Origin of the sequence: Comamonas endophytica (genome assembly GCF_023634805.2) — a bacterium.
GTDB classification, from domain to species: Bacteria; Pseudomonadota; Gammaproteobacteria; order Burkholderiales; family Burkholderiaceae_C; genus Comamonas; species Comamonas endophytica.
The window spans coordinates 3,214,240-3,240,426 of sequence record NZ_CP106881.1 but is presented as its reverse complement, the minus strand read 5'-3'; the positions used below and the strand labels follow the sequence as shown (position 1 = coordinate 3,240,426).

Below are 26,187 nucleotides of genomic sequence, written 5' to 3'. Positions count from 1 at the left end.
TGGTTAACCATACGGCATATTAATTTCAACCATACCTGCCGATGTGGCACGCAGTTTGCATGAGAGCTTCCATTCTTTGATCCATGGAGCTCTGCCGTGCAAACCCCCTTCTCTATCCGCCGTTCCCTGCTGGCCACCGCCGTGGCCCTGTGCGCCCTGCATGCCGCAGTACCGAGCCTGGCGGCCAGCGAATTTCCCAGCCAGCCGGTCAAGATCACGGTGCCCTTCCCGCCCGGCGGCTCGGCCGATGTGTTTGCCCGCATCGTCGGCGACGGCCTGTCGCGCAAATGGGGGCAGGCGGTCGTCATCGAGAACAAGCCCGGTGCCGGCGGCGTGGTGGCCACTGGTGCCGTGGTGCGCATGCCGGCCGATGGCCATCACCTGATGGTGGTGACCGTAGGCCATGCCATCAACCCGCATCTGTACGCCAAGCTGCCCTACGACACCACGAAGGACCTGACCGCCATCGCCAAGCTGGCAACCATGCCCAGTCTGCTGGTGGTCAACCCGCGACGCGTCCCCGTGCAGTCCGTGCAGGAGCTGGTGGCCAAAGCCCGAGAGGCCAGCGGCCAGCAAACCTATGCCAGCTCGGGCAACGCCTCCACCAGCCATGTGGCGGCAGCCCTGTTCAATACCACCGCCGGGATCGAAACCACCCACATTCCCTACAAGGGCTCCGCGCCGGCCATGACGGATCTGCTCAGCGGCCATGTCGACTGGATGATCGACCCGCTGGCCACCGCCTTGCCGCACGTCAAGGCCGGCAAGCTCAACGCCCTGGCAATCACCACCCGCGAGCGTTCGCCGCTGGCACCCGACATTCCCACCATGCAGGAAGCGGGCGTCAAGGGCTACGACTTCTCCTCCTGGTTCCTGATGCTGGGTCCCCAGGGCATCCCAGCCCCGGTGGTGAAACGCATCAATGAGGACGTCGCTGCGGTCCTGAAGGAAGAAGCCGTGCAACGGCGTTTTGCCGAGCTTGGCGCCGAAGCCGGAAGCGGCACGCCCCAGGCCATCAATGCCTTTCTCGGCCAGGAGATCCAGCGCTACGGCGCGCTGGTCAAGCAAGCCGGCATGAAGGTGGAATGATGTCTCTCAACCACCCGATTCCCTTTGCCGTTGCGCGCGACCTGCTGGGATACCAGGGCCGGCCACCCCATGCGCGGTGGCCTGAGGGGGCCCGCCTGGCGGTGTCGCTGGTCGTGAATTTCGAGGAAGGCGCGGAATATGCCATCGCGGAGGGCGACCGCCACAACGAAGCGGTATATGAAGTCATCGACCGCCTGGACACGGTGCCCGACCCCTGCCTGCAATCCCACTTCGACTATGGCACCCGCGTCGGCTGGTGGCGCATCATGCAGGTGCTGGAGGAGTTTGGCGCTGCCTGCACCGTCAGCGCCTGCGGCGCGGCCGTGCAGCGCTTGCCGGAACTCGCCCGGGACGCCTTTCGCCGAGGGCATGAGATCTCGGCCCATGGCTGGCGCTGGGAAAGCCACGCCCAGCTGCCGGCCGAGGTGGAGCGGGACAATATCCGGCGCACGGTGGCGGCGATCGAGCAAGCCACGGGCGTTCGCCCCGTAGGCTGGCACACGCGTTCGGCGTCGTCTCCCCGCACGCGCGCGCTGCTGATCGAACAGGGCTTTCTATACGACAGCGATTTCTACGGCGACGACCTGCCGGTGCGCGTGCCCAATCCCCAAGGCAGGCCATATGTGATGCTGCCCTATGCCTTCGACACCAACGACATGCATTTTCAGCACACGCAGCGCTTTTCCACCGCCAAGGAGTTTGCCGACTATGTGATCGAAGCCATCGACTGGCTGTGGAAGGAAGGCGAGACCCAGCCGCGCATGCTCTCCATCGGCTTGCACCTGCGCATGCTGGGGCGCCCCGCACGCATCGGCGCCTTGCATCGCATACTGGCCCATATCCAGCAAAAAGGCAGTATCTGGGTGGCCAGGCGCGACGCCATTGCCAATCACTGGCTTCAGCTGGATGCGTGATCCGGCAAGGCACTGCCGGAACCGGCCGTGACAGGTCAGGCGCCTGTGACCGATGCCGGGTTTCATCGCCAGGCGTCGGAATGGGCCATGGGCACGGCAGTTACCAGCTTCGATGGCATGCGCTCACCTTGTCACTACAACGATGCATAAACATCAGCGCCCTGCGCGCCGATCAGCTCGAAATCCCAGGCGTAGCGTCGATTCAAATCAGTACGTCCCAGATATGCTTCCATACATCGCATATGCCATCAGGGTGGGCAGTGTGGAACCTGGCATACCGCCCTCTCTCGACATGATGCGTTGCCAGCCCAATGCTTGGCTAAGAAGCATGTGGCTGGAGCACTGTGCCCAGGAGAATGGTGGAGTGACCAGCGCGCTGCATTGGGCGGCAACCGCAAGTGAGACAGCATTCATGCTTAGGCAGTTGATGGCTTGGGCCACGATGCTTTGGATGTGCAAGCCACTGTTCGCGGCTTGCTGAATCGAGGGATAGCCGTTGAGGTGCATGGCCTGGGGCGGATCGCTCCGGGTGTTGGAGAACTGATCCTTGCAGTGCTGGCTCGGGTTGCGGACATGGAGCGCAAGCGCATTCTTGAGCGCACAGCATAGGGACGCGCAGTAGCGCGCGATCAACTTGTCCTGACCGGCAAAACACAGCATGGAAAAACTTCTCCTGGGCGCCCAGCAAAGGCCGATGCAGACGCTGTGCAAGCATGGCGCAAGACCAACAGCGCTAGCATCGCAGCTACAGCCGCGCATTTTGGCCTCGGCAGCGCCACAGTAAAGCGCTATTGCCGAGGTAACGCTAACAGCGCCTGACACAATCCTCAGGCATCATCACGTTGTCTTGCCCTGCTACCGTCTGCGGCAACACCCCTGACTGCTACCGCAAATCTCCTATTCGCTGGCAAGTGTTGGGTTCTGCACTACGCGAAGCCCTTGTGCTGGTCCTAGTGCTGATCGTGCGTCGCAGAAGATGAAGGCCTCCGGCGCGGGGCTGGCGCCAGTTCCATTTGCTCTATGTGCGCAGCTGGGTGCGACGTTGCAGTGAACCTAGGTGTGGCCTACCAATGGAAGGTGCTGCATTGTGTTGTTGGAATTCGATTTTCAAAAAATTGCGATTTCCTGATTTTTGAGAGCAATTGGTCATGATTGCCAGGCACGGTTGACAGTGGGATCACCGCAAGAGTTGACTTGAATTTTTCACTGTAGGAGATGGCACGGCCTGTTTTGGAACTTTATCTTATCCAAAAAAATTCATTGAATTAGTATCATGAAGAAAAACCGAAGGGATCATGAAAAAATTCCATGAAAAAGCGGATGGATTTTTATGCAAGGCCATTTACTCTACTGTGGTTCTTCATGGCAGGAATTTCACCTTTGAATGCCCAAGATCTACCGGTGGTGACCGTGACAGGCGGCTATGATAATTATTCAGGCTTCGGAATGTCAGGTGGATTGGAGTTTTCGCATGGAGCTCTATGAAGCAGGGAAGTGGGATTCCTCAGCCGCACCCAGTGTGCAGGAAGTCTTGAGATGAAAATACAATATAAATATGTGATTATTGCGATAACTATTTTTTTAATCCTGTTTTCTTCATTGATTTATTGGCGGGGGGAGCGTGGACAAGAAAATACGGCATCAAACGTAAATTCCTGGGAGCATGTTGTAATTCCATCTATTGATCCAATCGATAAATCGACTGATCCGCCTTTGACGCAACCCACTGAAGGAGCCGATTCTTCGAATGTTGAAGAGATGATGCGGACATCGCGTGACTATCGTGTTGTCTATGAGGCATTATTGCGATCTGGTTCGCCTAAAGCACGATTTTATGCCAAGGATATATTGGGACGTTGTTTTTCCTTAAAAAATCTAGGATTGCGCGAAGTTCCAGCAATAACTGCACAGCAAGATTCGGCAAGGCAATTGCAACAAGAGCGCTGTGGTTCATTCAGTTCTGATGAATTGTCTTTCGATACCTTGCGACAGGTCGCTGTGGACCCGCGTTTTCCGAAGGGCTTGTCCGAGATAAATGAAAAATGGTCCAAGGCTGGAGCAGATCCGACCCGGCAGAAGGAAGTATTCGGGGAGGTTCTGCAAGCCAACGACGCATTGCTTTTGCAATATATCGGCAGTAGCTTGCTAAGTCAGCATCAGGAGTCGATCAAGTTGGGAAACGTCGAATTCAATGGAGATTCCGCGTTGGATTCGATGCGTCTGGCCTGGCTTGCTGCGGTTTGCGAAGGAACCGGCACAAATTGCGGTGCCGGCGACCCTTATGTAGTCGATGCTTGTGCGAGCCTGAACCTCTGCGAGGAATCGCGCCCTCTTGCATTGCGTGCGCTGGTTGCCCACAAGCACGGCGTGACCCAACAGTCCACTTTTGACACAGCGTATGCACTCTTTGTCAATGCCATTCAGTCGCGGAATGCGCAAATGTTTTTCCCCGAGGCGAAGCCATAGCGCCTCGCGCGTAGGTCAGCTCATGCTCTTCAGCCTGTGTCGCACGGTTGGCTTGGGCGATGCTTGCCTTGATCTGAACAAGTTCGTCCACTGCGGTTCCATGTTGCGTCTTCGGCTTGAAAGCCTCTTGAATTGGATCGGCACTACCGATGATTTCATGCATGCGCCGGGCTTGAACAAATGCTGCAGAGCGATCTTCTTGTTCCAGTTAGTCAAGGGCTAGGATTTGTGCCTCTTACTGGCCTCGCACATTGGCCTCCAAAGCGTAAAGAGCATCTTCCTGGAACCCTCTAGGTTTCGCTACTTCATGCTGCCGGGTGGCCTGTAAGAGGCATTGGCGAGCCTCTGCCTGCTGCTCAGGTGCAGGAGTGGTGTGCTTGCTGTCCATCACGGCTCTCATTTCATCGAAGGCCGTGATTTTCCTCGAATGGACCAGGCGCGCAGCGGCAATCGCGTACCGGCGCACCTCCGTGCCAAGTGATAGCCGCACTTCGGCACGTCCCGGCAGTGGGGCCAAGTCCTTGGGAATACGAATGCGCGTGTGGAACTGATTGCCGTAGCGGTTGCGGCACAGTCCAAGTCAGACAGATTGCATGCGAGCCTCGCACCTGCTGGTGTCACCCCGCCGTAACACCTTGGGTCAATGGGTCAGCCTGAGAGCACGCAAAAATGAAAAAAGGCCAAGTGAATCAATCACTTGGCCTTCATGGATGGTGGAGCTGGCGGGAATTGAACCCGCGTCCGCAAGCCTTTACCGGGCAGATCTACATGTTTAGCGCTCTAATTTAAATCTCGCCTCAATCACCGCGTAGGCGCACGCTGTGAACGAAGCCAGTACCCTATTTTCTCGTTCCATACCAAGGTACCCGGCACGGAACCAGTTGATGAAAATTCCTTTGCAGCCTGGAGGTCTTGCGACCCCCTTGCCCAGCCCATCAACGTGCTGTTGCAAAGCTCACCGGATTAAGCGGCGAGTGCGAAACGTTCGTCGTTTGCAGTTAGTTTTTTGAACGGAGATTTACGAGCATCATTCAAGCTCGACATGCACCACACCGGCTCCGAACCTACGTCGAAACCAGGACAGCCCCATGAAGCACATTTTAGGACACTTCGAGCCATTGCAAGAGCTCGTGTGGGTATTTTATTGCCGCGTCGGCGCCCCAGTGCTCGTTGGCGTCGACCGCGCCCAGATAGCCGTAGAGGGCGGCCACGGTCTTCATTCCGGCGGCTCGGCCGGCGACGATGTCGCGTTCGTCGTCGCCCACGTAGATGCAGGCCTCGGGCGGCAGGCCCAGGCGGCTGGCGGCCTCGAACAGCGGCGCGGGATGGGGCTTGGAGTGCGGCGTGGTGTCGCCGCTCACCACCGCCCCTGCCCCGCCGAACATGGGCATGGCGCGGGTCAGCGGATCTGTGAAACGCGACGACTTGTTGGTCACCACGCCCCAGCGCAGGCCGCGCGCCTCGATGTCGGCCAGCAGCTGGGCGATGCCGTCGAACGCATAGGTGGTCTGCGTCATGCGCGCCTCGTAGTTGCTGAAGAACTCCTCGCGCAGCGCCTCGTAGTCGGGCGCATCGGGCGTGATGCCGAAGGCCACGCCCAGCATTCCGCGCGCGCCGGCACCCGCCATCGGGCGGTATTGCTCGGCGGGCAGCGATGGCAGGCCACGCGCGACGCGCATCTGGTCCACTGCGGCGCCCAGATCGGGGGCGCTGTCGATCAAGGTGCCGTCAAGGTCGAACAGCACAGCCTGGATACCGGAAAACGCATTGTTCATTCGGCGGGCCTCTGCGTGGCGATCATGTAGTTCACGCTGGTGTCGGCGCTGAGCCAGTAGCGACCCGTGAGCGGGTTGTGCTGCAGGCCCCGAGCGTGCAGCACGTTGAGACCTGCGGCGCGGCAGTAGGCGGCAAGCTCGCTGGGGCGGATCATCTTGGCATATTCGTGCGTACCACGCGGCAGCAGGTTTAGCAAGTACTCGGCTGCAACAATTGCTTGCGCAAAAGATTTCACGTTTCTATTGATGGTGGAAAAAAACACCCAACCTCCGGGCTTGACCAGCTGGGCGCAGGCCCGCACCACCGATTCCGGATCGGGAACATGCTCGAGCATCTCCATGCAGGTGACCACATCGAAGCTCGCGGGCTGGCGTTTGGCCAGTGCTTCGACAGCCACTTCCTCATAGCGGATGCCTGGGGTCTCGGCCTCCAGTGCATGCAGCTGCGCCACGCGCAGCGACTTGGTGGCAAGGTCGATGCCGGTCACCACCGCGCCCTTGCGTGCCATGGCGTCGGCCAGGATGCCACCGCCGCAGCCGACATCGAGCACGTCACGGTCGTGCAGCGGGGCGATGCCGTTGATCCATTCCAGGCGCAGCGGGTTGATCTGGTGCAGCGGCTTGAATTCGCTTTCCGGATCCCACCAGTGGTGGGCCAGATCGGAGAACTTGGCCAGTTCGGCCGGGTCGACATTGATCGCGTCTTGCATCGTCTTTTCCTTCACGCTGGAATGTGGGGGCAGGCGCCCCCTCCGCAAGGGGGCGCCTGTGGCCTCGGGCGGCGCGCAGCCATAAAAAAAGCCCCGTTTCCGGGGCTTTTTCCGAAGTAATCCGGAGATTACTGGGCGGCGCGGGTGCCCACCACTTCGATTTCCACGCGGCGGTTCTTCGCGCGGCCTTCGGCCGTGCGGTTGTCGGCCACGGGTTGCTTCTCGCCCTTGCCTTCAGTGTAGACGCGGTTGCGTTCGATGCCCTTGGACACCAGATATGCCTTCACGGCTTCCGAACGGCGGACCGACAGACGCTGGTTGTAGGCATCGGTACCGATGGAGTCGGTGTGACCCACGGCAATGATGACTTCCAGGTTCACGCCCTTGACCTTGGAGACCAGGTCGTCCAGCTTTTCCTTGCCGGCAGGCTTCAGGACGGACTTGTCGAAGTCGAAGAACGCGTCGGCAGCGTAGGTGACCTTGGAAGCCACTGCAGGTGCGGGAGCGGGTGCGGGTGCTGGTGCAGGTGCGGGTGCGGGAGCGACCACAGGTGCGGGTGCGGGAGGCTGCAGGGCGCCGTCGCAGTTGGCAGCAGCCGTTGCGGGGGTCCAGTTGGCATCGCGCCAGCACAGTTCGTTCGTGCCGTTCTTCCAGACCAGCTCGCTGGAGCCGTTTTGCCAGTTGTCGATCACGTTGCCGCCGTTGGCAGCCTTGACTTGGGCGCCAGCGGCCGTAGCCATGGCAGCGCAGGCAAACAACATCGCTACTTTGTTCAGTTTCTTCATGGTTCTCCTCTTGGGGAAAAAGTCACAGCAGCGCTGCGAATCTGTGGACGTCATTAGTGGCCATCACCAAGAACGTTGGAAATGATTGTGCCATACGTAACAGGCGAATGAGGCGGGCTCGGCGGTGGGGTCGGCGCGACAAAAGCCGAATTCCCGGGATATGTTGCGCAGCAACTACAGCCCAATGACTCTAAAATGGGCCTCCCTTGCCGTCAAAGTCGCAGTCCATGACCCAGTTTGCCAAAGAAACTCTGCCCATCAGCCTAGAGGAGGAGATGCGTCGCAGTTATCTCGATTACGCCATGAGCGTGATCGTGGGCCGCGCGCTGCCCGATGCTCGCGATGGCCTCAAGCCGGTGCACCGGCGCGTGCTCTATGCGATGCACGAACTCAACAATGATTGGAATCGGCCCTACAAGAAGTCGGCACGTATCGTCGGTGATGTGATCGGTAAATACCACCCGCACGGCGATTCCGCGGTATATGACACCATCGTGCGCATGGCCCAGGACTTCTCCCTGCGCCACATGCTGGTCGATGGCCAGGGCAATTTCGGCTCGGTCGATGGCGACAGCGCCGCGGCCATGCGCTACACCGAAATCCGCCTGGCGAAGATCGCCCATGAAATGATTGCCGACATCGACAAGGAAACCGTCGATTTCGGCCCCAACTACGACGGCAGCGAACGCGAGCCGCTGGTGCTGCCCAGCCGCCTGCCCAACCTGCTGGTCAACGGCTCCTCCGGCATTGCCGTGGGTATGGCCACCAACATTCCGCCGCACAACCTCAACGAGGTCGTGGATGCCTGCCTGCACATGCTGCAGAACCCCGACGCCAGCATCGACGAGCTGATGGAGATCGTGCCCGCGCCCGACTTCCCCACCGCGGGCATCATCTACGGCATCAATGGCGTGAAGGACGGCTACCGCACCGGCCGCGGCCGCGTCGTCATGCGCGCCAAGTGCCACTTCGAGGACATCGACCGCGGCCAGCGCCAGGCGATCATCGTCGACGAGCTGCCCTACCAGGTCAACAAGAAGACGCTGCAGGAGCGCATGGCCGAGCTGGTCCACGAGAAGAAGATCGAGGGCATCAGCCACATCCAGGACGAATCGGACAAGTCCGGCATGCGCCTGGTCATCGAGCTCAAGCGCGGCGAAGTGCCCGAGGTCGTGCTCAACAACCTGTACAAGCAGACCCAGCTGCAGGACACCTTCGGCATGAACATGGTGGCGCTGATCGACGGTCAGCCGCGCCTGTGCAACCTGCGTGAACTGATCGAGGTCTTCCTGCAGCACCGCCGCGAGGTCATCACCCGACGCACGGTGTTCGAGCTGCGCAAGGCGCGCGACCGCGGCCATGTGCTCGAAGGCCTGGCCGTGGCGCTGGCCAACATCGACGAATTCATCGCCATCATCCGCAACGCGCCCACGCCGCCCGTCGCCAAGGCCGAGCTGATGTCGCGCTCGTGGGACAGCAAGCTGGTGCGCGAGATGCTCACCCGCACGCGCGAAGACGGCGGCCTGGTCAGCGCCGACGACTACCGTCCCGAGAACCTGGAAGCCGAATTCGGCCTGGGTCAGGACGGCAAGTACCGCCTGTCCGAAACGCAGACGCAGGAAATCCTGCAGATGCGCCTGCAGCGCCTCACCGGCCTGGAGCAGGACAAGATCGTTGCCGAGTACAAGGACGTCATGGCGATGATCGAGGACCTGCTCGACATCCTGGCCAAGCCCGCGCGCGTGTCCGTCATCATCGGCGAGGAGCTCACGGCGCTCAAGGCCGAGTTCGGCCAGAGCAAGATCGGCGCGCGCCGCAGCAGCGTCGAGTACAGCGCGCAGGACCTGTCGACCGAAGACCTGATCACGCCCACCGACATGGTGGTCACACTGAGCCACACCGGCTATATCAAGAGCCAGCCGCTGTCCGAGTACCGCGCCCAGAAGCGCGGTGGCCGCGGCAAGCAGGCCACGGCGACCAAGGACGACGACTGGATCGACCAGCTGTTCATCGCCAACACGCACGACTACCTGCTGTGCTTCTCCAACCGCGGCCGCCTGTACTGGCTCAAGGTCTGGGAAGTGCCCGCCGGCTCGCGCGGCTCGCGCGGCCGCCCCATCGTCAACATGTTCCCGCTGCAGGAAGGCGAGAAGATCAACGTGGTGCTGGCACTCACCGGCGAGATGCGCAGCTTCCCCGAAGACCGCTACGTGTTCATGGCCACCAGCATGGGCACCGTCAAGAAGACCGCGCTCAACGAGTTCAGCAACCCGCGCAAGGCCGGCATCATCGCCGTCAACCTCGACGACGGCGACTATCTGATCGGCGCTTCGCTCACTGACGGCGCGCATGACGTCATGCTGTTCAGCGACGGCGGCAAGGCCGTGCGCTTCGACGAGAACGACGTGCGCCCGCTGGGCCGCCAGGCCCGCGGCGTGCGCGGCATGACCCTGGAAGACGGCCAGAGCGTCATCGCCATGCTGGTCGCCGAGGATTCGGACAGCAACCCGCAGAGCGTGCTCACCGCCACCGAGAACGGCTACGGCAAGCGCACGAGCATTGCGGAATACACGCGCCACGGCCGCGGCACCAAGGGCATGATCGCCATCCAGCAGTCCGAGCGCAACGGCAAGGTCGTCGCCGCCACGCTGGTGCGCGCCGATGACGAGATCATGCTGATCACCGACAAGGGCGTGCTGGTGCGCACCCGCGTCGCCGAGATCCGCGAGCTCGGCCGCGCCACCCAGGGCGTGACGCTGATCGCGCTGGACGACGGCGCCAAGCTCAGCGGCCTGCAGCGCATCGCCGAAAACGATGCACAGGCAGTGGCCGACGAAGCCGAACCCGCAGACGCCCCCGTGGCGGATGATGGCGCGATGCCCCAGGCCTGATCCCGGGCCCCTTCCCGAACACGCCGGCAATGCCGGCGTGCCTGTTTCATACTCCGCAAAATGCGCGGCTGAACCCCGCCCGTAGACACCATGAACCGTCCGTACAACTTTTCCGCCGGCCCCGCGGCCATTCCCGCCGAAGTCCTGGAGCAGGCCGCGGCCGAAATGCTCGACTGGCACGGCAGCGGCATGGGCGTCATGGAGATGAGCCACCGCGGCAAGGAGTTCGTGTCGATCTACGAGCAGGCCGAGGCCGACCTGCGCGAACTGCTGGCCGTGCCCGCGCACTTCAAGATCCTGTTCATGCAGGGCGGCGGCCTGGGCGAGAACGCCATCGTGCCGCTGAACCTGTCGCACGCCGGCACGGTGGATTTCGTGCTCACCGGCAGCTGGAGCCAGAAGTCGCTCAAGGAAGCGCGCAAATATGCGTCGCAGGTGCATGTGGCGGCCAGCGGCGAGGAATCGCAGTTCACCAGCATCGCCCCGGCGTCGAGCTGGGAGCTCAGCCGCGGCGCCAGCTACCTGCACATCTGCAGCAACGAGACCATCCACGGCGTCGAATTCCACGAACTGCCCGACCTGAAGGCGCTGGGCAGCGACGCGCCGCTGGTCATCGACTGCTCCTCGCACGTGGCCTCGCGCGCCATCGACTGGAGCCGCGTGGGCTTGGCCTTCGCCGGCGCGCAGAAGAACATCGGCCCGGCGGGGCTGACCATCGTCATCGTGCGCGAGGACCTGATCGGCCACGCCCTGCCCGTCTGCCCCAGCGCCTTCGACTACAAGATCGTGGCCGACAACCAGTCGATGTTCAACACCCCGCCGACCTGGGGCATCTACATGGCCGGCCTCACCTTCCAGTGGCTCAAGCGCCAGCGCGAGGGCGAGCTCACCGGCATTGCCGCCATCGAGCAGCGCAACATCGCCAAGGCCGAACTGCTGTACCGCAGCATCGACCAGTCGCAGCTGTACGTGAACAAGGTCGCGCCCAACTGCCGCTCGCGCATGAACATCCCGTTCCAACTGCGCAACGAGGCCCTCAACGACGCTTTCCTGGCCGGCGCCAAGGAGCGCGGCCTGCTGCAGCTCAAGGGCCACAAGTCGGTGGGCGGCATGCGCGCGAGCATCTACAACGCCATGCCGCTGGCCGGCGTGCAGGCGCTGGTCGACTACATGCACGCCTTCGAACAACAACACGCCTGAGAGACAAGCAGTGACGATCAACCCCCAAGCCTCGCCCGATCTCGCCGACCTGCGCCAGCAGATCGACAGCCTCGACCAGCAGCTGCTGGCGCTGGTCAACCAGCGCGCGCGCGTCGCCGAGCAGGTCGGTGAGCTCAAGAAACGCGAGGGCACGCCCTTTTTCCGGCCCGACCGCGTGGCCCAGGTCATCCAGAAGATCGAGGCCGCCAACCCCGGCCCGCTGCGCGCCAACCATGTCTCGGCCATCTGGCGCGAGATCATGTCGGCCTGCCTGGCGCTCGAGTCGCCCCAGCGCGTGGCGGTGCTTGGCCCGGCCGGCACCTTCTGCGAGCAGGCGGCCATCGACTACTTCGGCGGCGCTGCCGACCTGATGTACTGCGCGAATTTCGACGAGGTGTTCCATGCCACGGCCGCTGGCAGCGCCCAGTACGGCGTGGTCGGCGTGGAGAACTCGACCGAAGGCGTGGTCACGCGCTCGCTGGACATGTTCCTGCACACGCCCTGCCATGTGGTCGGCGAGGTCAGCCTGCTGATCCGCCACAACCTGCTGCGCCTGAGCAATTCGGTGCAGGACATCGAGGTCGTGGCCGCGCATCCGCAGGCGCTGGCGCAGTGCCAGGGCTGGTTGTCCAAGCACCTGCCGCACGCCGAGCGCCGCCCGGTCGACAGCAACGCCGAAGGCGCGCGCCTGGCCTCGCTCCACCCGAACTGGGCCGGCATTGCCGGGGAGCGCGCGGCGCAGCAGTTCGGCCTGCACACCGTGGCCCATGCGATCCAGGACGAAGCCTACAACCGCACGCGCTTCGCCGTCATCTGCCTGCCACAGACCCTCGCCATGCCGCAGGCGACGGGCAAGGACTCGACCAGCCTGATCATCTCCGTGCCCAACCGCCCCGGCGCCGTGCACGACCTGCTGGTGCCGCTCAAGACCCACGGCGTGTCGATGACGCGCTTCGAGTCGCGCCCGGCGCGCACCGGCCAGTGGGAGTACTACTTCTACATCGATCTCGCCGGCCACCCTTCGCAGCCGCATGTGGCCAAGGCGCTGGAGGAACTGCAGCGCCTGTGCGCGTTCTACAAGGTGCTGGGCGCCTACCCCACGCCGGCATGATGACCATGCCTGCTTCCTCGTTGCCGCCGGAGTCTGTGGATGTTTGAACAATTGGGGCTCATCGGCTGCGGCCTGATGGGCGGGTCGTTTGCGCTGGCGCTGAAGAAGGCCGGCCTGGTCGGGCGCGTGGTCGGCTACAGCAAGTCGCCCTCGACCACCGAACGCGCGCTCGCGCTGGGCGTGATCGATGCCGAGGCATCTTCCGCGCTGCAGGCCGTGCAGGGCTCGGATCTGGTGCTGCTGGCCGTGCCGGTGGCCGCGACCGAAGCCACGCTGGCATCGATCCGGCATCTGGTCACGCCCGGCATGCTGATCATGGACGTGGGCTCGACCAAGGCCGACGTGGTGCAGGCCGCGCGCGCGGGTCTGGGCGACCGCATCGGCTCCTTCGTTCCCGCGCATCCGATCACCGGCAAGGAGGTCGCGGGCGTCGAGCATGCCGAGGCCGGCCTTTACACGGGCAGCCATGTGGTGCTCACGCCCACCGAGCACACACACGACGCGCTGCTCGAGCAGGCGCGCCGCATCTGGCAGGCGCTGGGCTGCCAGGTGCACGGCATGACGCCCGAGGCGCATGACGCGACGCTGGCGACCGTGAGCCACCTGCCCCATCTATTGGCTTTTGCGATGATGCAAAGCGTGCTGGCCCAGCCGGACGCCGATGCCACGCTGGCGCTGGCCGGCCCGGGCTTTCGCGACTTCACGCGCATTGCCGCCGGCAACCCGCAGATCTGGCGCGACATCCTGCTGGCGAACCGCGAGCAGGTACTGGCGCAGGCGCGGCAGTTCCGCGAAGCACTGGACCAACTCGAAGCGCTGGTGCATGCCGGCGACGGCCCGGGGCTGCAGGAGCAGATCACGCGGGCCAGCACCGCGCGCGCCGGCTGGCGCATGGGCGCCCCGCGCATGGGCGCCCCGCGCACCGCCGCGCCCGCCACTTCTTCCGATTTACAGGGCGCCTGAGCCCGCACGCTGAAAAGGCGCCATGTTCCAGACCGAATTCCTCGACATTCCCGCGCTGGCCGCGGCCGCAGGCGAAGTGCGCCTGCCCGGCTCCAAGAGCATCTCCAACCGCGTGCTGCTGCTGGCCGCGCTCAGCGAGGGCACCACGGCCGTGCACGACCTGCTGGACTCGGACGACACGCGCGTGATGCTGACGGCCCTGGAGCAGATCGGCTGCAGGCTCGAGCGCAGCGGCGCGAGCCTGCGCATCACCGGCATTGCCGGTGCCCTGCCCGCCGGCACGGCGGCAGAACTGTTCCTGGGCAATGCCGGCACCGCCATGCGCCCGCTCACCGCGGCGCTGGCGCTGCTGGGCGGTGAGTTCACGCTCAGCGGCATCGCGCGCATGCACGAGCGCCCGATCGGCGATCTGGTCGATGCACTGCGCCAACTGGGTTGCGACGTCGGCTATCTGGGCAATGAAGGCTACCCGCCATTGCGCATCAAGCCGGCCGCCGAGTTCGCCGCGGCCCAGGCGCCGATCCAGGTGCGCGGCGATGTCTCCAGCCAGTTCCTCACTTCGTTGCTGATGGCGCTGCCGCTGCGTGCGGCGCAGCAGGACATCACCATCGAAGTGGTGGGCGAGCTGATCTCCAAGCCCTATATCCACATCACGCTGGAGCTGCTGGCGCGCTTCGGCATCGCGGTGCGCAACGACAACTGGCAGCGTTTCACGATTCCTGCGGGCAGCCGCTACCGCTCTCCGGGCGAGATCCATGTCGAGGCCGACGCCTCCTCGGCCAGCTACTTCATCGCGCTGGGCGCGATCGCCGCGGGCCCGGGCGTGCGCATCCTGGGCGTGGGCGCGCAGTCCATCCAGGGCGACATCCGCTTCGTCGAGGCCGCGCAGGCCATGGGCGCCGAGGTGGAGAGCGGCCCGAACTGGCTGCAGGTGCGGCGCGGGCGCTGGCCGCTGCAGGCCATCGACCTCGACTGCAACCACATCCCCGATGCCGCGATGACGTTGGCCGTCATGGCGCTGTATGCCGAGGGCACGACCACGCTGCGCAACATCGCCAGCTGGCGCGTCAAGGAAACCGACCGCATCGCCGCCATGGCCTGCGAGCTGCGCAAGCTCGGCGCGAGCATAGAGGAAGGCGCGGATTACCTGCGCGTCACGCGGCCGGCCCAGCCCGCCGACTGGCGCGCCGCCAGCATCCACACCTATGACGACCACCGCGTCGCGATGTGCTTCTCGCTGGCCGCGTTCAATCCGCGGCAGCTGCCGGTGCGCATCGAGGACCCGAAGTGCGTGGCCAAGACCTTCCCGGATTATTTCGAGGCGCTGTTCTCGGTCTGCGAGACGCCGCGCGAGCGCATTCCCGTGATCTGCATCGACGGCCCCACGGCTTCGGGCAAGGGCACGATTGCCGCCGAAGTCGCGCACCGCCTGGGCTATGGCATTCTCGACTCGGGCGCGCTCTACCGCATCGCCGGGCTGGCTGCGCGCCGCGCCGGCATTGAAATCGATCCTGCGCACGAAGCGGAGATCGCCGCGCTGGTGCACCGGCTGCCGATCCGCTTCACGCCTGCGCAGCAGATCCTGCTGGGCGACGAGGACATCGGCCAGGCGATCCGCAGCGAGGCCGCCGGCATGGATGCCTCGCGCGTCTCGGCGCTGCCTGCGGTGCGCGAGGCGCTGGTCGCGCTGCAGCTGGATTTCCAGCGCCTGCCAGGGCTGGTGGCCGACGGCCGCGACATGGGCACGGTGATCTTTCCCACGGCGCCGCTGAAGGTCTATTTGATCGCATCGGCCGAATGCCGTGCTGCCAGAAGGCATAAACAGTTGATTTCCAAAGGAATTTCAGCTAACATCACCGCGCTTCGTGCTGACCTTGAAGCCCGGGATGCGCGCGACATGTCGCGCAGCGTCGCCCCTCTCAAGCCGGCACCAGACGCCCTGCTGCTAGACGGCTCCGAACTCTCCATCGAACAGGTGGTCGAGCAGGTGCTGCAATGGTGGCAGGAGCGACAACCCTTCGTGGGTTGAAGCCGGTCCCTCTGCCGCTTTTCGCCCTGGCTAGCGATTGGCATGAGGGTTATTGAACTATAGCCCGCGGGTTTTGCCCGCAACCTCCGCAAGCAGTCCTAAAAACGTTGGCAATCGTGCCCCCGGAAACCTGCCTGCGGCCAAGGAAATACATGTCTGAATCTTTTGCCGCCCTGTTTGAAGAATCGTTGCAACGCACGGAAATGCGTCCTGGCGAAGTCATCACCGCTGAAGTCGTGCGCGTCGAGCACAACTTCGTGGTCGTGAACGCCGGCCTGAAGTCCGAAGCCTACGTGCCCCTCGACGAATTCAAGAACGATCAGGGCGAAGTCGAAGTCCAAGTGGGTGACTTCGTCTCGGTGGCCATTGGCTCCATCGAAAACGGCTACGGCGACACGATCCTGTCGCGCGACACCGCCAAGCGCCTGGCCTCCTGGCTGGCCCTGGAAAAGGCCCTGGAATCGGGCGAGTTCGTGACCGGCACCACTTCGGGCAAGGTCAAGGGCGGCCTCACGGTTCTGGTCAACGGCATCCGCGCATTCCTGCCCGGTTCGCTGATCGACACGCGTCCGATCAAGGATCTGACGCCTTACGAAAACAAGACCCTGGAATTCAAGGTCATCAAGCTCGACCGCAAGCGCAACAACGTGGTGCTGAGCCGCCGCGCCGTGGTGGAAGCCTCGATGGGCGAAGAGCGCGCCAAGCTGATGGAGACGCTGAAGGAAGGCGCCATCGTCCAGGGCGTGGTCAAGAACATCACCGAATACGGTGCGTTCGTGGACCTGGGCGGCATCGACGGCCTGCTGCACATCACCGACATGGCATGGCGCCGCGTGCGTCACCCCTCGGAAGTGGTGACGGCTGGCCAGGAAATCACGGCCAAGATCCTGAAGTTCGACACCGAGAAGAACCGCGTGTCCCTGGGCCTGAAGCAAATGGGCGACGATCCCTGGATGGGCGTTTCGCGCCGCTATCCTTCGGGCACCCGCCTGTTCGGCAAGGTCACGAACATCGCCGACTACGGCGCGTTCGTGGAACTGGAACCCGGCATCGAAGGCCTGGTGCACGTCTCCGAAATGGACTGGACCAACAAGAACATTGCGCCTTCGAAGCTGGTGTCGCTGGGCGACGAAGTCGAAGTCATGGTTCTGGAAATCGACGAAGACAAGCGTCGCATCTCCCTGGGCATGAAGCAGTGCAAGGCCAACCCATGGCAGGAATTCGCGCAGAACACCAAGCGCGGCGACCGCGTCAAGGGCCCGATCAAGTCGATCACCGACTTCGGCGTGTTCGTGGGCCTGGCTGCCGGTATCGACGGCCTGGTGCACCTGTCCGACCTCTCGTGGAACGAAACCGGCGAAGCCGCGGTTCGCAACTACAAGAAGGGCCAGGAAGTCGAAGCCATCGTGCTGGCCGTGGACGTGGAACGCGAACGCATCAGCCTGGGCATCAAGCAGCTGGACAGCGACCCCTTCACGACCTTCGCCACTGTCAACGACAAGGGCCAGATCGTGACCGGCAAGGTCAAGACCGTGGACGCCCGCGGCGCTGAAATCGACCTCGGCGACGACATCCTGGGTTACCTGCGCGTCTCGGAAATCTCGCGCGACCGCGTGGAAGATGCCCGCTCGGTGCTCAAGGAAGGCGACGAAGTCACGGCCGTGGTGCTGAACGTGGATCGCAAGACCCGCAACATCCAGCTGTCGATCAAGCAAAAGGACATGGCCGAACAACAGGAAGCCATGGCTTCGCTGTCGGCCCAGTCGTCGCGCGAGAGCGCCGGCACGACCAGCCTGGGCGCCCTGCTGCGCGCCAAGCTGGACAACTCCGACAAGTAAAGCGCCTGGAAGCGGCAAATGCCACCTGCAGATCCTGGATCTGCAGGCAGCGTGAACCCTTCCGGCCGTTTGGCTTGAATGCGGCGGGTGCTCAGGCGCCCGCCGCTTTTTTCTTTCAAACCGGTCAGCCGGTTTTCACTGGATTTGCTTTCGATGACCCGCTCTGATCTCGTCGAAGAACTGGCCGCCCGTTTCGGCCAACTGACGCAACGCGACGCCGAGCTCGCTGTCAAGACCATCCTGGATGCGGTGGGCGATGCCCTGGTGCGCGGGCAGCGCATTGAAATCCGCGGCTTTGGCAGCTTTTCCATCAACCACCGCCTCGCGCGCATGGGCCGCAACCCGCGCAGCGGCGAAGCCGTGCACATTCCGCAAAAGCGCGTGCCCCACTTCAAGCCCGGCAAGGCGCTGCGCGAAGCCGTGGACCAGCGCACCGCAGAGCTGGGCGGCGCCCAGGCCCTGCTGGCCGCGCATGCACTGCGCAACGACCCACGGTCCTGAGAGCCCCTGCCTGAGGCCCGCGGTACGTCCCCGGAGTGGACCAAGGCCTATAGAATCAGGCCATCACAAAGGGGTCGCATGAAATACATCCTGTGGCTGCTCAAGGCGGCCATTTTTTTTACGCTGTTTGCCTTTGCGCTGAACAACCAGCAAAACGCCACCGTCCACTTCTTTTTCGGCACCCAATGGACCGCACCGCTGGTGCTGGTCGTGCTGACGGCCTTCGCGGCCGGCCTGGTGGCAGGCGTGCTGGGCATGGTGCCGCGCTGGCTCAAGCACCGCAGCGCCGCGCAGCGTGCGGCGCAACCGGCGCCGGCGGCCCCGGCCGCAGCACCCGCCGCCGATGCGGCACCCGCAACCCCTGCTCTGCCGCCGCACGACCTCCATGGAATTTGATCTGAGCTGGATCCTGCTGGGCTTTCCGCTGGCCTTCGTGCTGGGCTGGCTGGCCTCGCGCTTCGATGCCCGGCAGATGCGCGCGGAAAGCCGCAGCGCCCCCAAAGCCTATTTCAAGGGCCTCAATTTCCTGCTCAACGAGCAGCAGGACAAGGCCATCGATGCCTTCATCGAGGCGGTGCAGAACGACCCTGACACCTCGGAGCTGCATTTCGCGCTGGGCAACCTGTTCCGGCGCCGCGGCGAATACAACCGCGCGGTGCGCGTGCACGAGCATCTGCTCTCGCGCGGCGACCTGAGCCGCCCGGACCGTGACCGCGCGCAGCATGCGCTGGCGCTGGACTTTCTGAAAGCCGGCCTGCTCGACCGCGCCGAGGACGCGCTGCGCCGCCTCGAAGGCACCAGCTTCGAAGCCGAGGCGCGGCTGGCCCTGCTGGCCATCTACGAGCGTTCGCGCGACTGGAAACAGGCCAGCGACATCGCCCACCGCATGCAGACCGCCCGGCAGGGCGATTTCAGCGTGCGCCTGGCGCACTACCTGTGCGAAGGCGCCGACGTGCTGGCCGCCACCGGCAAGCTCGAAGAGGCGGTTGCGCAGTACCAGCAGGCGCTGGTGCTGGCGCCCAGCGCCGGGCGGCCGCAGGTCGATCTGGCGCGGCTGCAGCACCGCCTGGGCCACAGTGAACAGGCCTGGAGCACCCTGCAGGGGATGGCCGAGAAAAGCCCCGGCGCGCTGCCGCTGGCCGCGGCGCTGCTGCCCGAGCTGGCCCAGGTGCTGGGCGACGCGCAGATCCGGCCATGGCTCGAAGCCCAATACGAGCGCCTGCCTTCGCTGGATCTGCTGCAGGCGCTGGTGGCGCTCGATGCCGCCCACCCCGGCGCACCAGGGCGTGAACGCTATGTCGCGCATCTGGACAAGGAGCCTTCGCTGGTGGCCGCCACCCGCTGGCTGGCCGACGAGCCCTTCGCACAGGAGCAGCACCATCCGGCGCTGCAGCGCGCGCTCGAGCATGCCAGCAAGCCGTTGACGCGCTATCGCTGCGCGGCCTGCGGTTTCGAGGCGCGCCAGCATTTCTGGCATTGCCCGGGCTGCCAGAGCTGGGACAGCTATCCGGCGCGGCGTGTGGAAGAGCTTTGAACGGACCAGTCCGCGCTCAGGCGTCCGGTCGGATCACGGTCCCGGACCCTGCGGTGCGGAAAAGCCACCAGGGGATGCTTGCGCCATGGGCCAGCGACCTTCCTGCCGCCCTGCCGCCGAAGCCGCCAGCGCCCAGGCGGCATTTTTCTATCTGCGCCATGGCACGAATTGAAAACATGCTCAGATTTTCATAGCGAAATCACGCAGCTTGCCCCTAAAATGGCACGCACATGCCCTTGATCTTCCTCATTATTTTGCCTTTTCTCGGCAGCCTGCTGGCTGCCGTATTGCCGACCAATGCCCGCAATACCGAGTCCACGCTGGCCGGTCTGATTGCGCTGGGTTGCGCCATCCAGGTGGCCTTGCTGTTCCCGGAGGTCACCGACGGCGGCGTGCTGCGCCAGGAGATCGAGTGGATACCGGCGCTGGGCATCAATCTGATCGTGCGCATGGACGGTTTCGCCTGGATGTTCTGCATGCTGGTGCTGGGCATCGGCTCGCTGGTGGTGCTCTACGCGCGCTACTACATGTCCGCGGCCGATCCGGTGCCGCGCTTCTTTGCCTTCTTCCTGGCCTTCATGGGCGCCATGATGGGCGTGGTGCTCTCGGGCAACGTGATCCAGCTGGCCTTCTTCTGGGAGCTCACCAGCCTGTTTTCCTTCCTGCTGATCGGCTATTGGCACCACCGCAAGGACGCGCGCCAGGGCGCGCGCATGGCGCTCACGGTGACCGGCGCGGGCGGGCTATGCATGCTGGCCGGCATGCTGGTGTTGGGCCATATCGTCGGCAGCTATGACCTGGACCACATCCTGGCCGCGGGCGAGCAGATCCGCGACCACCATCTCTACCTGACGGCGCTGGTGCTGATCCTGCTGGGCGCGCTCACGAAAAGCGCGCAGTTCCCGTTCCACTTCTGGCTGCCGCACGCGATGGCCGCGCCCACGCCGGTGTCGGCCTATCTGCATTCGGCAACCATGGTCAAGGCCGGCGTGTTCCTGCTGGCGCGCATGTGGCCGGTGCTGGGCGACACCGAGGCCTGGTTCTGGCTGGTCGGCGGCGCGGGCCTGTGCACGCTGCTGCTGGGCGGCTACCTGGCCATGTTCCAGAACGACCTCAAGGCGCTGCTGGCCTACTCCACCATCTCGCACCTGGGCCTGATCACGCTGCTGCTGGGCCTCAACAGCCCGCTGGCCGCCGTGGCCGCGGTGTTCCACATCATGAACCACGCGACCTTCAAGGCCTCGCTGTTCATGGCGGTGGGTATCGTCGACCATGAAAGCGGCACGCGCGACATCCGCCGCCTGTCGGGCCTGCGCAGCATGATACCGGTGACGGCCACGCTCGCCATGGTGGCCAGCGCGGCCATGGCCGGGGTGCCGCTGCTCAACGGCTTCCTGTCCAAGGAAATGTTCTTTGCCGAGACCGTCTATCTCGATGCCGCGCCCTGGGTGCGCTCCTGGCTGCCCGTGGCGGCGACGCTGGCCGGCATGTTCAGCGTGGCCTATTCGCTGCGCTTCACGGCCGACGTGTTCTTCGGCCCGCCGGCCACCGACCTGCCGCTGACCCCCCACGAGCCGCCGCACTGGATGCGCGTGCCCGTGGAGCTGCTGGTGCTGGCCTGCCTGGTGGTCGGCACCCTGCCGGCCTGGGCCATGGGCGACTTCCTGCGCGCCGCGGCCGCGCCCGTGGTGGGCGGCGCCCTGCCCTCCTTCAGTCTGGCGGTCTGGCATGGCGTGAACGCGCCGCTGATCATGAGCGTGCTGGCGCTGCTGGGCGGCATCGCCATCCACTGCCTGCTGCGCTGGCTGCGCCGGGCCGGGCATGTGGAAACCGCGCCGCTCCTGCGCCACTTCGACGGCCGGCGCTTCTTCGACTGCACGCTGGCGCTGGCGCAGCGCGGCGCCCGCGTCGGGCGGCGCTGGCTGAGTACCATGCGGCTGCAGTGGCAGATGCTGTGGCTGGTGTGCCTTGCGCTGGCTGCGGGCGTCCTGCCGCTGTGGAGCGGCGACCTCGAACTGGGGGACCGCGGCACGCTGCCGCTGTCGCCGGCCTTCGTGCTGCTGTGGATCATGGGCGGCACCTGCGCGTTGGCCGCTGCCTGGAAGGCCAAATTCCACCGGATGGCGGCGCTGATCATGATCAGCGTCAGCGGCATCTGCGTGTGCATCACCTTCCTGTGGTTCTCGGCGCCCGACCTGGCACTGACCCAGCTGGTGGTGGAGATCGTGACCACGGTGCTGATCATGCTGGGCCTGCGCTGGCTGCCCAAGCGCGACAAGAACATGCGCATTCCGGCGCTGTCCACCCAGTACCGCGCGCGCGCCCGCCGGCTGCGCGACTTCGCCCTGGCCCTGGGCGCGGGCGGCGGCATGGCCTGGCTGGCCTTCGCCATGATGAGCCGCCCCTTCCACGACAGCACCTCGACCTTCTTCCTGGAGAACGCGCTCAGCGGCGGCGGCGGCACCAATGTGGTCAACGTCATGCTGGTCGACTTCCGCGGCTTCGACACCTTCGGCGAGATCGTGGTGCTGGGCATCGTGGCGCTGACGGTCTACGCGCTGCTGCGGCGCTTCCGCCCGGCGCGCGAGACCATGGACCTTCCCGAGCAGCAGCGCTTCGTTCCAGGCGACCTGCAGACCGACCTGCTCAACCCGCGCCACGCCAGCGACACCGCCGTGGGCTACCTGATGGTGCCGGCCGTGCTGGTGCGGCTGCTGCTGCCCTTCGCCACGCTGGTCGCGGTCTATCTGTTCATGCGCGGCCACAACGAACCGGGCGGCGGCTTCGTTGCCGGCCTGGTGTTCTCGGTGGCACTGCTGCTGCAATACATCATCTCCGGCACGCAGTGGGTCGAAGCCCACTTCGCGCTCTACCCGCGCCGCTGGATCGCCGCCGGCCTGCTGTTCGCACTGCTCACGGGCTTCGGCTCGATCGTCGTCGGCTTCCCCTTCATGACCAGCCACAGCTTCCACGCCAGCCTGCCATTGGTCGGCGAGATCCACCTGGCCAGCGCCACTTTCTTCGACCTGGGCGTGTTCACGCTGGTCGTAGGTTCCACGATGTTGATACTGACGGCGATTGCCCACCAATCCGTACGCGGCCACCGCTACCACGCGCGCCTGCTCGATGACGAAGACAACGCGGGGGCCCACTGATGGAAATCGTGCTTGCTCTCGCCATTGGCGTGCTGACCGGCTCGGGTGTCTGGCTGCTGCTGCGCCCGCGGACCTACCAGGTCATCATGGGGCTGTCGCTGATGGCCTATGCCGTCAACCTCTTCATCTTCAGCATGGGCCGCCAGGGACTGGCCATCGACAAGGAACCGGTGCTGCGCGCGGGCATCCCGACGGACCTGGTGAACTACGCCGATCCCATGCCCCAGGCCCTGGTGCTCACGGCCATCGTCATCGGCTTTGCCATGACGGCGCTGTTCCTGGTGGTGCTGCTGGCCTCGCGCGGCACGGCCGGCAACGACCATGTGGATGGAGTGCATTCGCGTGATGTGCAGGAGATGCCGTGATGGACTTCATCTCCCTGCTCATGCCGCACCTGATGCTGGCACCCATCGTGCTGCCCATGCTGACCTCGGCGCTGATGCTGCTGATGCGCGAGGAGCAGCAGCGCCTGAAGCTGACCCTCAACATCCTGTCCACGCTGGCGGGATTGCTGATCGCCATCGCGCTGCTGATGTGGACGGATCAGGCCGGCGCGCCCGTGACCATGGGCGTCTACCAGCCCGGCAACTGGCCCGCGCCCTTCGGCATCTCGCTGGCTCTCGACCGCCTGACGGCGCTGATGCTGGTGACCACCAGCGTCGTGGCGCTGGCGTCGATCGTGTTTGCCGCCGTGCGCTGGCACCGCGCGGGCGTGCATTTCCACCCGCTGTTCCAGTTCCAGCTGATGGGGCTGGCGGGCGCCTTCCTCACCGCCGACCTGTTCAACCTGTTCGTGTTCTTCGAGATCACGCTGGCGGCCTCCTACGGCCTGCTGCTGCATGGCTCGGGCCGCGCGCGCATCCAGTCGGGGCTGCATTACATCGCCATCAACCTGGCGGCGTCGTCGCTGTTCCTGATCGGCGTGTCCATGCTCTACGGCATCACCGGCACGCTGAACATGGCCGATCTGGCGAGCGCGATCCCGCATGTCGATGGCGCCGACCGCGGCCTGCTGCATGCCGCGGCCAGCATCCTGGCGATGGCCTTCCTGATCAAGGCGGCGATGTGGCCGCTGAACTTCTGGCTGGTGCCGGCCTACAGCGCCGCCACCGCGCCGGTAGGCGCGCTGTTCGCGCTGATGACCAAGCTGGGCGTGTACACGGTGCTGCGGCTGTGGACGCTGATGTTCAGCACCCAGGCCGGCGAATCGGCGCTGTTCGGCAGCACCTGGCTGATCTGCGGCGGCATGCTGACCATGGTCTTCGCGGCCATGGGCATGCTGGGTTCGCAGCGCCTCACCAACATGGCCGGCTATGCCGCGATCCTGTCCTCGGGAACGCTGCTGGCGGCCGCGGGCTTCGGCCAGAACCTGCTGACGGCCGGCCTGCTCTACTACCTGCCGAGCTCGACGCTGGCGCTGGCGGCGCTGTTCCTGCTGGCCGACCTGCTCGACCGCTGGCGCAACGCGGGCGCGCGCACCGCGCCCTATGAAGACGACGAGGCGCCGTTCCTCAACGCCGAGCTGGTGCCCACGGCCGGCCTGAACCTCGACGAGGATGAGGAAGTGCTCATCGGCCGCGTCATTCCCGCCGCTGCCGCCTTCCTCGGCCTGGCGTTCCTGGTCTGCACGCTGGTCATCACCGGTCTGCCGCCGCTGTCTGGATTCGTCGGCAAGGTGGCGATGCTCAACGCCGTCCTCAACCCGATGGGCGTGGGCACCTCCGCGGGCCATGTGCCGGGCTTCTGGGGCTGGGCCCTGGTGGCGCTGCTGATCGCCACCGGGCTGGTGGCGACCATTGCGCTGATCCGCGTCGGCATGCGCCATTTCTGGGCCAGCCACGACCGCAACACGCCGCAGCTGCGCGTGGCGGAGGGCGTGCCCATTGCCGTGCTGCTGCTGTGCTGCATCGTCATGGCGGTGCAGGCCGGCCCGGTACTGCGCTACATGCAGCACGCGGCCGATGCGCTGCACTCGCCGGGCACCTATATCCATGGCGTGCTCACGCAGGCGCCCGTGCCCAACCCCATCCCCGCGAAGGAGCAGCCATGATCAAACGCATCCTGCCCGCGCCGCTGCTGTCGGTGGCGCTGTTCCTGCTGTGGCTGCTGCTCAACCATTCGGTCAGCGCCGGCCACCTGCTGCTGGGCGCGATCCTGGGGCTGGTGCTGCCGGTGCTGCTGCGCGGGCTGCGGCCGCTGCCGGTGCGCATCCGCCGCCCGCTGACCATCCTGCGCCTGGCCCTCACGGTGGGTATCGATACCTCGGTATCGAACCTCATGGTGGTGCGCTTCCTGCTGGTCAAGTCTTACCGCAGGCACGGCCCGGCCTTCGTGCACATCCCGCTCGAGCTGCGCGACCCGAACGCGCTGGCGGTGCTGGCGATGATCGTCTGCATCACCCCCGGCACCTCGTGGGCCGAGCTGTCGCGCGACCGCTCGATGCTGCTGCTGCACGCACTGGAAGTCGGCGACCCGCAAGTCCTGATCAACCACATCAAGACCCGCTACGAGCGCCCGCTGATGGAGATCTTCGAATGAGCCCCTATTTCGTCTGGGCGCTGACGCTGGCGCTGTTCCTGCTCGTGCTGGCCATGGCCTGCGCGCTCTACCGCCTGCTCAAGGGCCCTGCGGCCCAGGACCGCGTGCTGGCGCTCGACTGCATGTACATGATCGGCATGCTGGCCATGCTGGTGCTGGGCATCATGTACAGCAGCACCGACTACTTCGAGGCAGCGCTGCTGATCGCGCTGTTCGGCTGCGTGAGCTCCACGGCGATGGCCAAGTTCCTGCTGCGCGGGGAGGTCATCGAATGACCGAAGGCATCATTCCCCTGTGGGCCCAGGCCGTGGTCGGCGTGCTGGTGGTGGCCGGCGCCTTCATCGCGCTGCTCGGCGCGCTGGGCCTGGTGCGGCTGCAAAGCTACTTCGAGCGCGTGCATTCGCCCTCGATCATCGCCACGCTGGGCTGCTGGTTCATCATGCATGCCACCATCCTGTTCTTCTCGATGCTGGAACAGCGCCTGACGCTGCACGGCCTGCTGATCGCCATGTTCATTGCGGTCACCGTGCCGATCACGACCATCTTCCTGATGCGTGCGGCGCTGTTCCGCGCGCGCCGCAACGGGCAGAACGTGCCGCCGGCCGTGAGCCGCGTGGTCTCGAGCGAGCCCGCAGCGCACGACGACGCCGAGCACGGAGGCAACCGCTACTGAGCAAGCGGCCCAGTG

The 26,187-nt window shown here is 64.7% G+C and carries 24 protein-coding genes and 1 other RNA gene; 19 read left to right on the top strand and 6 right to left on the bottom strand.

Features of this window, described 5'->3' with window-relative positions; translation table 11 throughout:
- Nucleotides 1–96 precede the first annotated feature (96 nt).
- Entirely contained in the window at nt 97–1,089 is a 993-nt protein-coding gene (locus M9799_RS14780) for a Bug family tripartite tricarboxylate transporter substrate binding protein (RefSeq protein ID WP_231044636.1), read from the top strand.
- A complete protein-coding gene (locus tag M9799_RS14775; RefSeq protein ID WP_231044635.1) occupies nt 1,089–2,003 on the top strand; it encodes a polysaccharide deacetylase family protein in 915 nt (304 codons plus the stop codon). Before M9799_RS14780 ends, M9799_RS14775 begins: the two co-directional genes overlap by 1 nt.
- A gap of 207 nt (nt 2,004–2,210) precedes the next feature.
- On the opposite strand, the gene M9799_RS14770 is transcribed toward M9799_RS14775, so the two are convergent.
- Entirely contained in the window at nt 2,211–2,663 is a 453-nt protein-coding gene (locus tag M9799_RS14770) for a hypothetical protein (RefSeq protein ID WP_231044634.1), read from the bottom strand.
- A 648-nt stretch (nt 2,664–3,311) separates the two neighbouring features.
- Between M9799_RS14770 and M9799_RS14765 the strand changes: the two genes are divergently transcribed.
- Both M9799_RS14765 and M9799_RS14760 read left to right on the top strand, forming a co-directional pair.
- Nucleotides 3,312–3,488 (top strand): hypothetical protein, encoded by a 177-nt coding sequence (locus tag M9799_RS14765; RefSeq protein WP_231044633.1) that lies wholly within the window; start codon nt 3,312–3,314, stop codon nt 3,486–3,488.
- 51 nt (nt 3,489–3,539) lie between these two features.
- Nucleotides 3,540–4,469 (top strand): hypothetical protein, encoded by a 930-nt coding sequence (locus M9799_RS14760; protein ID WP_231044632.1) that lies wholly within the window; start codon nt 3,540–3,542, stop codon nt 4,467–4,469.
- A gap of 235 nt (nt 4,470–4,704) precedes the next feature.
- Here M9799_RS14760 and M9799_RS20655 read toward each other — a convergent pair whose 3' ends face one another.
- The 5 genes from M9799_RS20655 to ompA form a co-directional block, all read right to left on the bottom strand.
- Nucleotides 4,705–4,986, bottom strand: coding sequence for a hypothetical protein (locus M9799_RS20655; RefSeq protein ID WP_422692618.1), 282 nt, complete (start codon nt 4,984–4,986; stop codon nt 4,705–4,707).
- Between the two features lie 194 nt (nt 4,987–5,180).
- Nucleotides 5,181–5,557: a transfer-messenger RNA gene (gene ssrA, locus M9799_RS14755) on the bottom strand.
- Nucleotides 5,558–5,569: 12 nt separating this feature from the next.
- Entirely contained in the window at nt 5,570–6,244 is a 675-nt protein-coding gene (locus tag M9799_RS14750) for an HAD family hydrolase (protein WP_231044631.1), read from the bottom strand.
- Complete coding sequence (gene ubiG / locus M9799_RS14745; RefSeq protein ID WP_231044630.1) at nt 6,241–6,954, bottom strand: bifunctional 2-polyprenyl-6-hydroxyphenol methylase/3-demethylubiquinol 3-O-methyltransferase UbiG; 714 nt, start codon at nt 6,952–6,954, stop codon at nt 6,241–6,243. The genes M9799_RS14750 and ubiG overlap by 4 nt, the downstream gene beginning before the upstream one ends.
- Nucleotides 6,955–7,082: 128 nt before the next feature.
- Nucleotides 7,083–7,739, bottom strand: coding sequence for an outer membrane protein OmpA (gene ompA, locus M9799_RS14740; protein WP_304505211.1), 657 nt, complete (start codon nt 7,737–7,739; stop codon nt 7,083–7,085).
- Nucleotides 7,740–7,966: 227 nt separating this feature from the next.
- Here ompA and gyrA point away from each other — a divergent pair, with 227 nt between their 5' ends.
- The 15 genes from gyrA to mnhG all read left to right on the top strand — a co-directional run bounded on the left by gyrA (nt 7,967) and on the right by mnhG (nt 26,172).
- Nucleotides 7,967–10,630 (top strand): DNA gyrase subunit A, encoded by a 2,664-nt coding sequence (gene gyrA / locus M9799_RS14735; protein WP_231044629.1) that lies wholly within the window; start codon nt 7,967–7,969, stop codon nt 10,628–10,630.
- A gap of 90 nt (nt 10,631–10,720) precedes the next feature.
- Complete coding sequence (serC, locus tag M9799_RS14730) at nt 10,721–11,830, top strand: 3-phosphoserine/phosphohydroxythreonine transaminase (protein ID WP_231044628.1); 1,110 nt, start codon at nt 10,721–10,723, stop codon at nt 11,828–11,830.
- A 10-nt stretch (nt 11,831–11,840) separates the two neighbouring features.
- The gene (gene pheA, locus M9799_RS14725; RefSeq protein WP_231044627.1) at nt 11,841–12,941 is read left to right on the top strand and encodes a prephenate dehydratase; all 1,101 of its coding nucleotides are present in this window, start codon (nt 11,841–11,843) and stop codon (nt 12,939–12,941) included.
- Between the two features lie 39 nt (nt 12,942–12,980).
- Complete coding sequence (locus M9799_RS14720; protein WP_231044626.1) at nt 12,981–13,904, top strand: prephenate dehydrogenase; 924 nt, start codon at nt 12,981–12,983, stop codon at nt 13,902–13,904.
- 22 nt (nt 13,905–13,926) lie between these two features.
- Nucleotides 13,927–15,933 (top strand): bifunctional 3-phosphoshikimate 1-carboxyvinyltransferase/cytidylate kinase, encoded by a 2,007-nt coding sequence (locus tag M9799_RS14715; RefSeq protein ID WP_231044625.1) that lies wholly within the window; start codon nt 13,927–13,929, stop codon nt 15,931–15,933.
- A gap of 152 nt (nt 15,934–16,085) precedes the next feature.
- Nucleotides 16,086–17,771, top strand: coding sequence for a 30S ribosomal protein S1 (rpsA, locus tag M9799_RS14710; RefSeq protein WP_231044624.1), 1,686 nt, complete (start codon nt 16,086–16,088; stop codon nt 17,769–17,771).
- Between the two features lie 153 nt (nt 17,772–17,924).
- Complete coding sequence (locus M9799_RS14705) at nt 17,925–18,272, top strand: integration host factor subunit beta (protein WP_231044623.1); 348 nt, start codon at nt 17,925–17,927, stop codon at nt 18,270–18,272.
- Between the two features lie 78 nt (nt 18,273–18,350).
- On the top strand, nt 18,351–18,668 hold the full coding sequence (locus M9799_RS14700; protein WP_231044622.1) for a LapA family protein: 318 nt from the start codon (nt 18,351–18,353) through the stop codon (nt 18,666–18,668).
- Complete coding sequence (gene lapB / locus M9799_RS14695; protein WP_231044621.1) at nt 18,658–19,806, top strand: lipopolysaccharide assembly protein LapB; 1,149 nt, start codon at nt 18,658–18,660, stop codon at nt 19,804–19,806. Before M9799_RS14700 ends, lapB begins: the two co-directional genes overlap by 11 nt.
- Nucleotides 19,807–20,036: 230 nt before the next feature.
- Nucleotides 20,037–22,961 (top strand): monovalent cation/H+ antiporter subunit A, encoded by a 2,925-nt coding sequence (locus M9799_RS14690; protein ID WP_231044620.1) that lies wholly within the window; start codon nt 20,037–20,039, stop codon nt 22,959–22,961.
- Nucleotides 22,961–23,326 (top strand): Na+/H+ antiporter subunit C, encoded by a 366-nt coding sequence (locus tag M9799_RS14685; RefSeq protein ID WP_231044619.1) that lies wholly within the window; start codon nt 22,961–22,963, stop codon nt 23,324–23,326. The genes M9799_RS14690 and M9799_RS14685 overlap by 1 nt, the downstream gene beginning before the upstream one ends.
- On the top strand, nt 23,326–25,011 hold the full coding sequence (locus tag M9799_RS14680) for a monovalent cation/H+ antiporter subunit D (RefSeq protein ID WP_255662776.1): 1,686 nt from the start codon (nt 23,326–23,328) through the stop codon (nt 25,009–25,011). The genes M9799_RS14685 and M9799_RS14680 overlap by 1 nt, the downstream gene beginning before the upstream one ends.
- Complete coding sequence (locus M9799_RS14675) at nt 25,008–25,499, top strand: Na+/H+ antiporter subunit E (RefSeq protein ID WP_231044617.1); 492 nt, start codon at nt 25,008–25,010, stop codon at nt 25,497–25,499. The genes M9799_RS14680 and M9799_RS14675 overlap by 4 nt, the downstream gene beginning before the upstream one ends.
- Nucleotides 25,496–25,774, top strand: a complete 279-nt coding sequence (locus tag M9799_RS14670) for a K+/H+ antiporter subunit F (protein ID WP_231044616.1) — start codon at nt 25,496–25,498, stop codon at nt 25,772–25,774. Before M9799_RS14675 ends, M9799_RS14670 begins: the two co-directional genes overlap by 4 nt.
- Nucleotides 25,771–26,172, top strand: coding sequence for a monovalent cation/H(+) antiporter subunit G (gene mnhG, locus M9799_RS14665; RefSeq protein WP_231044615.1), 402 nt, complete (start codon nt 25,771–25,773; stop codon nt 26,170–26,172). Before M9799_RS14670 ends, mnhG begins: the two co-directional genes overlap by 4 nt.
- The last annotated feature ends 15 nt before the right edge of the window (nt 26,173–26,187 follow it).

Coding starts and splice junctions, on each gene's coding strand:
- ubiG (WP_231044630.1), bottom strand. CDS start 6,954: ATGCAAGACGCGATCAATGTCGACCCGGCCGAACTGGCCAAGTTCTCC.
- M9799_RS14680 (WP_255662776.1), top strand. CDS start 23,326: ATGGACTTCATCTCCCTGCTCATGCCGCACCTGATGCTGGCACCCATC.
- M9799_RS14770 (WP_231044634.1), bottom strand. CDS start 2,663: ATGCTGTGTTTTGCCGGTCAGGACAAGTTGATCGCGCGCTACTGCGCG.
- M9799_RS14775 (WP_231044635.1), top strand. CDS start 1,089: ATGTCTCTCAACCACCCGATTCCCTTTGCCGTTGCGCGCGACCTGCTG.
- M9799_RS14685 (WP_231044619.1), top strand. CDS start 22,961: ATGGAAATCGTGCTTGCTCTCGCCATTGGCGTGCTGACCGGCTCGGGT.
- M9799_RS14750 (WP_231044631.1), bottom strand. CDS start 6,244: ATGAACAATGCGTTTTCCGGTATCCAGGCTGTGCTGTTCGACCTTGAC.
- lapB (WP_231044621.1), top strand. CDS start 18,658: ATGGAATTTGATCTGAGCTGGATCCTGCTGGGCTTTCCGCTGGCCTTC.
- M9799_RS14670 (WP_231044616.1), top strand. CDS start 25,496: ATGAGCCCCTATTTCGTCTGGGCGCTGACGCTGGCGCTGTTCCTGCTC.
- rpsA (WP_231044624.1), top strand. CDS start 16,086: ATGTCTGAATCTTTTGCCGCCCTGTTTGAAGAATCGTTGCAACGCACG.
- M9799_RS14700 (WP_231044622.1), top strand. CDS start 18,351: ATGAAATACATCCTGTGGCTGCTCAAGGCGGCCATTTTTTTTACGCTG.
- M9799_RS14765 (WP_231044633.1), top strand. CDS start 3,312: ATGAAAAAGCGGATGGATTTTTATGCAAGGCCATTTACTCTACTGTGG.
- serC (WP_231044628.1), top strand. CDS start 10,721: ATGAACCGTCCGTACAACTTTTCCGCCGGCCCCGCGGCCATTCCCGCC.
- M9799_RS14675 (WP_231044617.1), top strand. CDS start 25,008: ATGATCAAACGCATCCTGCCCGCGCCGCTGCTGTCGGTGGCGCTGTTC.
- mnhG (WP_231044615.1), top strand. CDS start 25,771: ATGACCGAAGGCATCATTCCCCTGTGGGCCCAGGCCGTGGTCGGCGTG.
- gyrA (WP_231044629.1), top strand. CDS start 7,967: ATGACCCAGTTTGCCAAAGAAACTCTGCCCATCAGCCTAGAGGAGGAG.
- M9799_RS14720 (WP_231044626.1), top strand. CDS start 12,981: ATGTTTGAACAATTGGGGCTCATCGGCTGCGGCCTGATGGGCGGGTCG.
- M9799_RS14705 (WP_231044623.1), top strand. CDS start 17,925: ATGACCCGCTCTGATCTCGTCGAAGAACTGGCCGCCCGTTTCGGCCAA.
- M9799_RS14690 (WP_231044620.1), top strand. CDS start 20,037: ATGCCCTTGATCTTCCTCATTATTTTGCCTTTTCTCGGCAGCCTGCTG.
- M9799_RS14760 (WP_231044632.1), top strand. CDS start 3,540: ATGAAAATACAATATAAATATGTGATTATTGCGATAACTATTTTTTTA.
- ompA (WP_304505211.1), bottom strand. CDS start 7,739: ATGAAGAAACTGAACAAAGTAGCGATGTTGTTTGCCTGCGCTGCCATG.
- M9799_RS14715 (WP_231044625.1), top strand. CDS start 13,927: ATGTTCCAGACCGAATTCCTCGACATTCCCGCGCTGGCCGCGGCCGCA.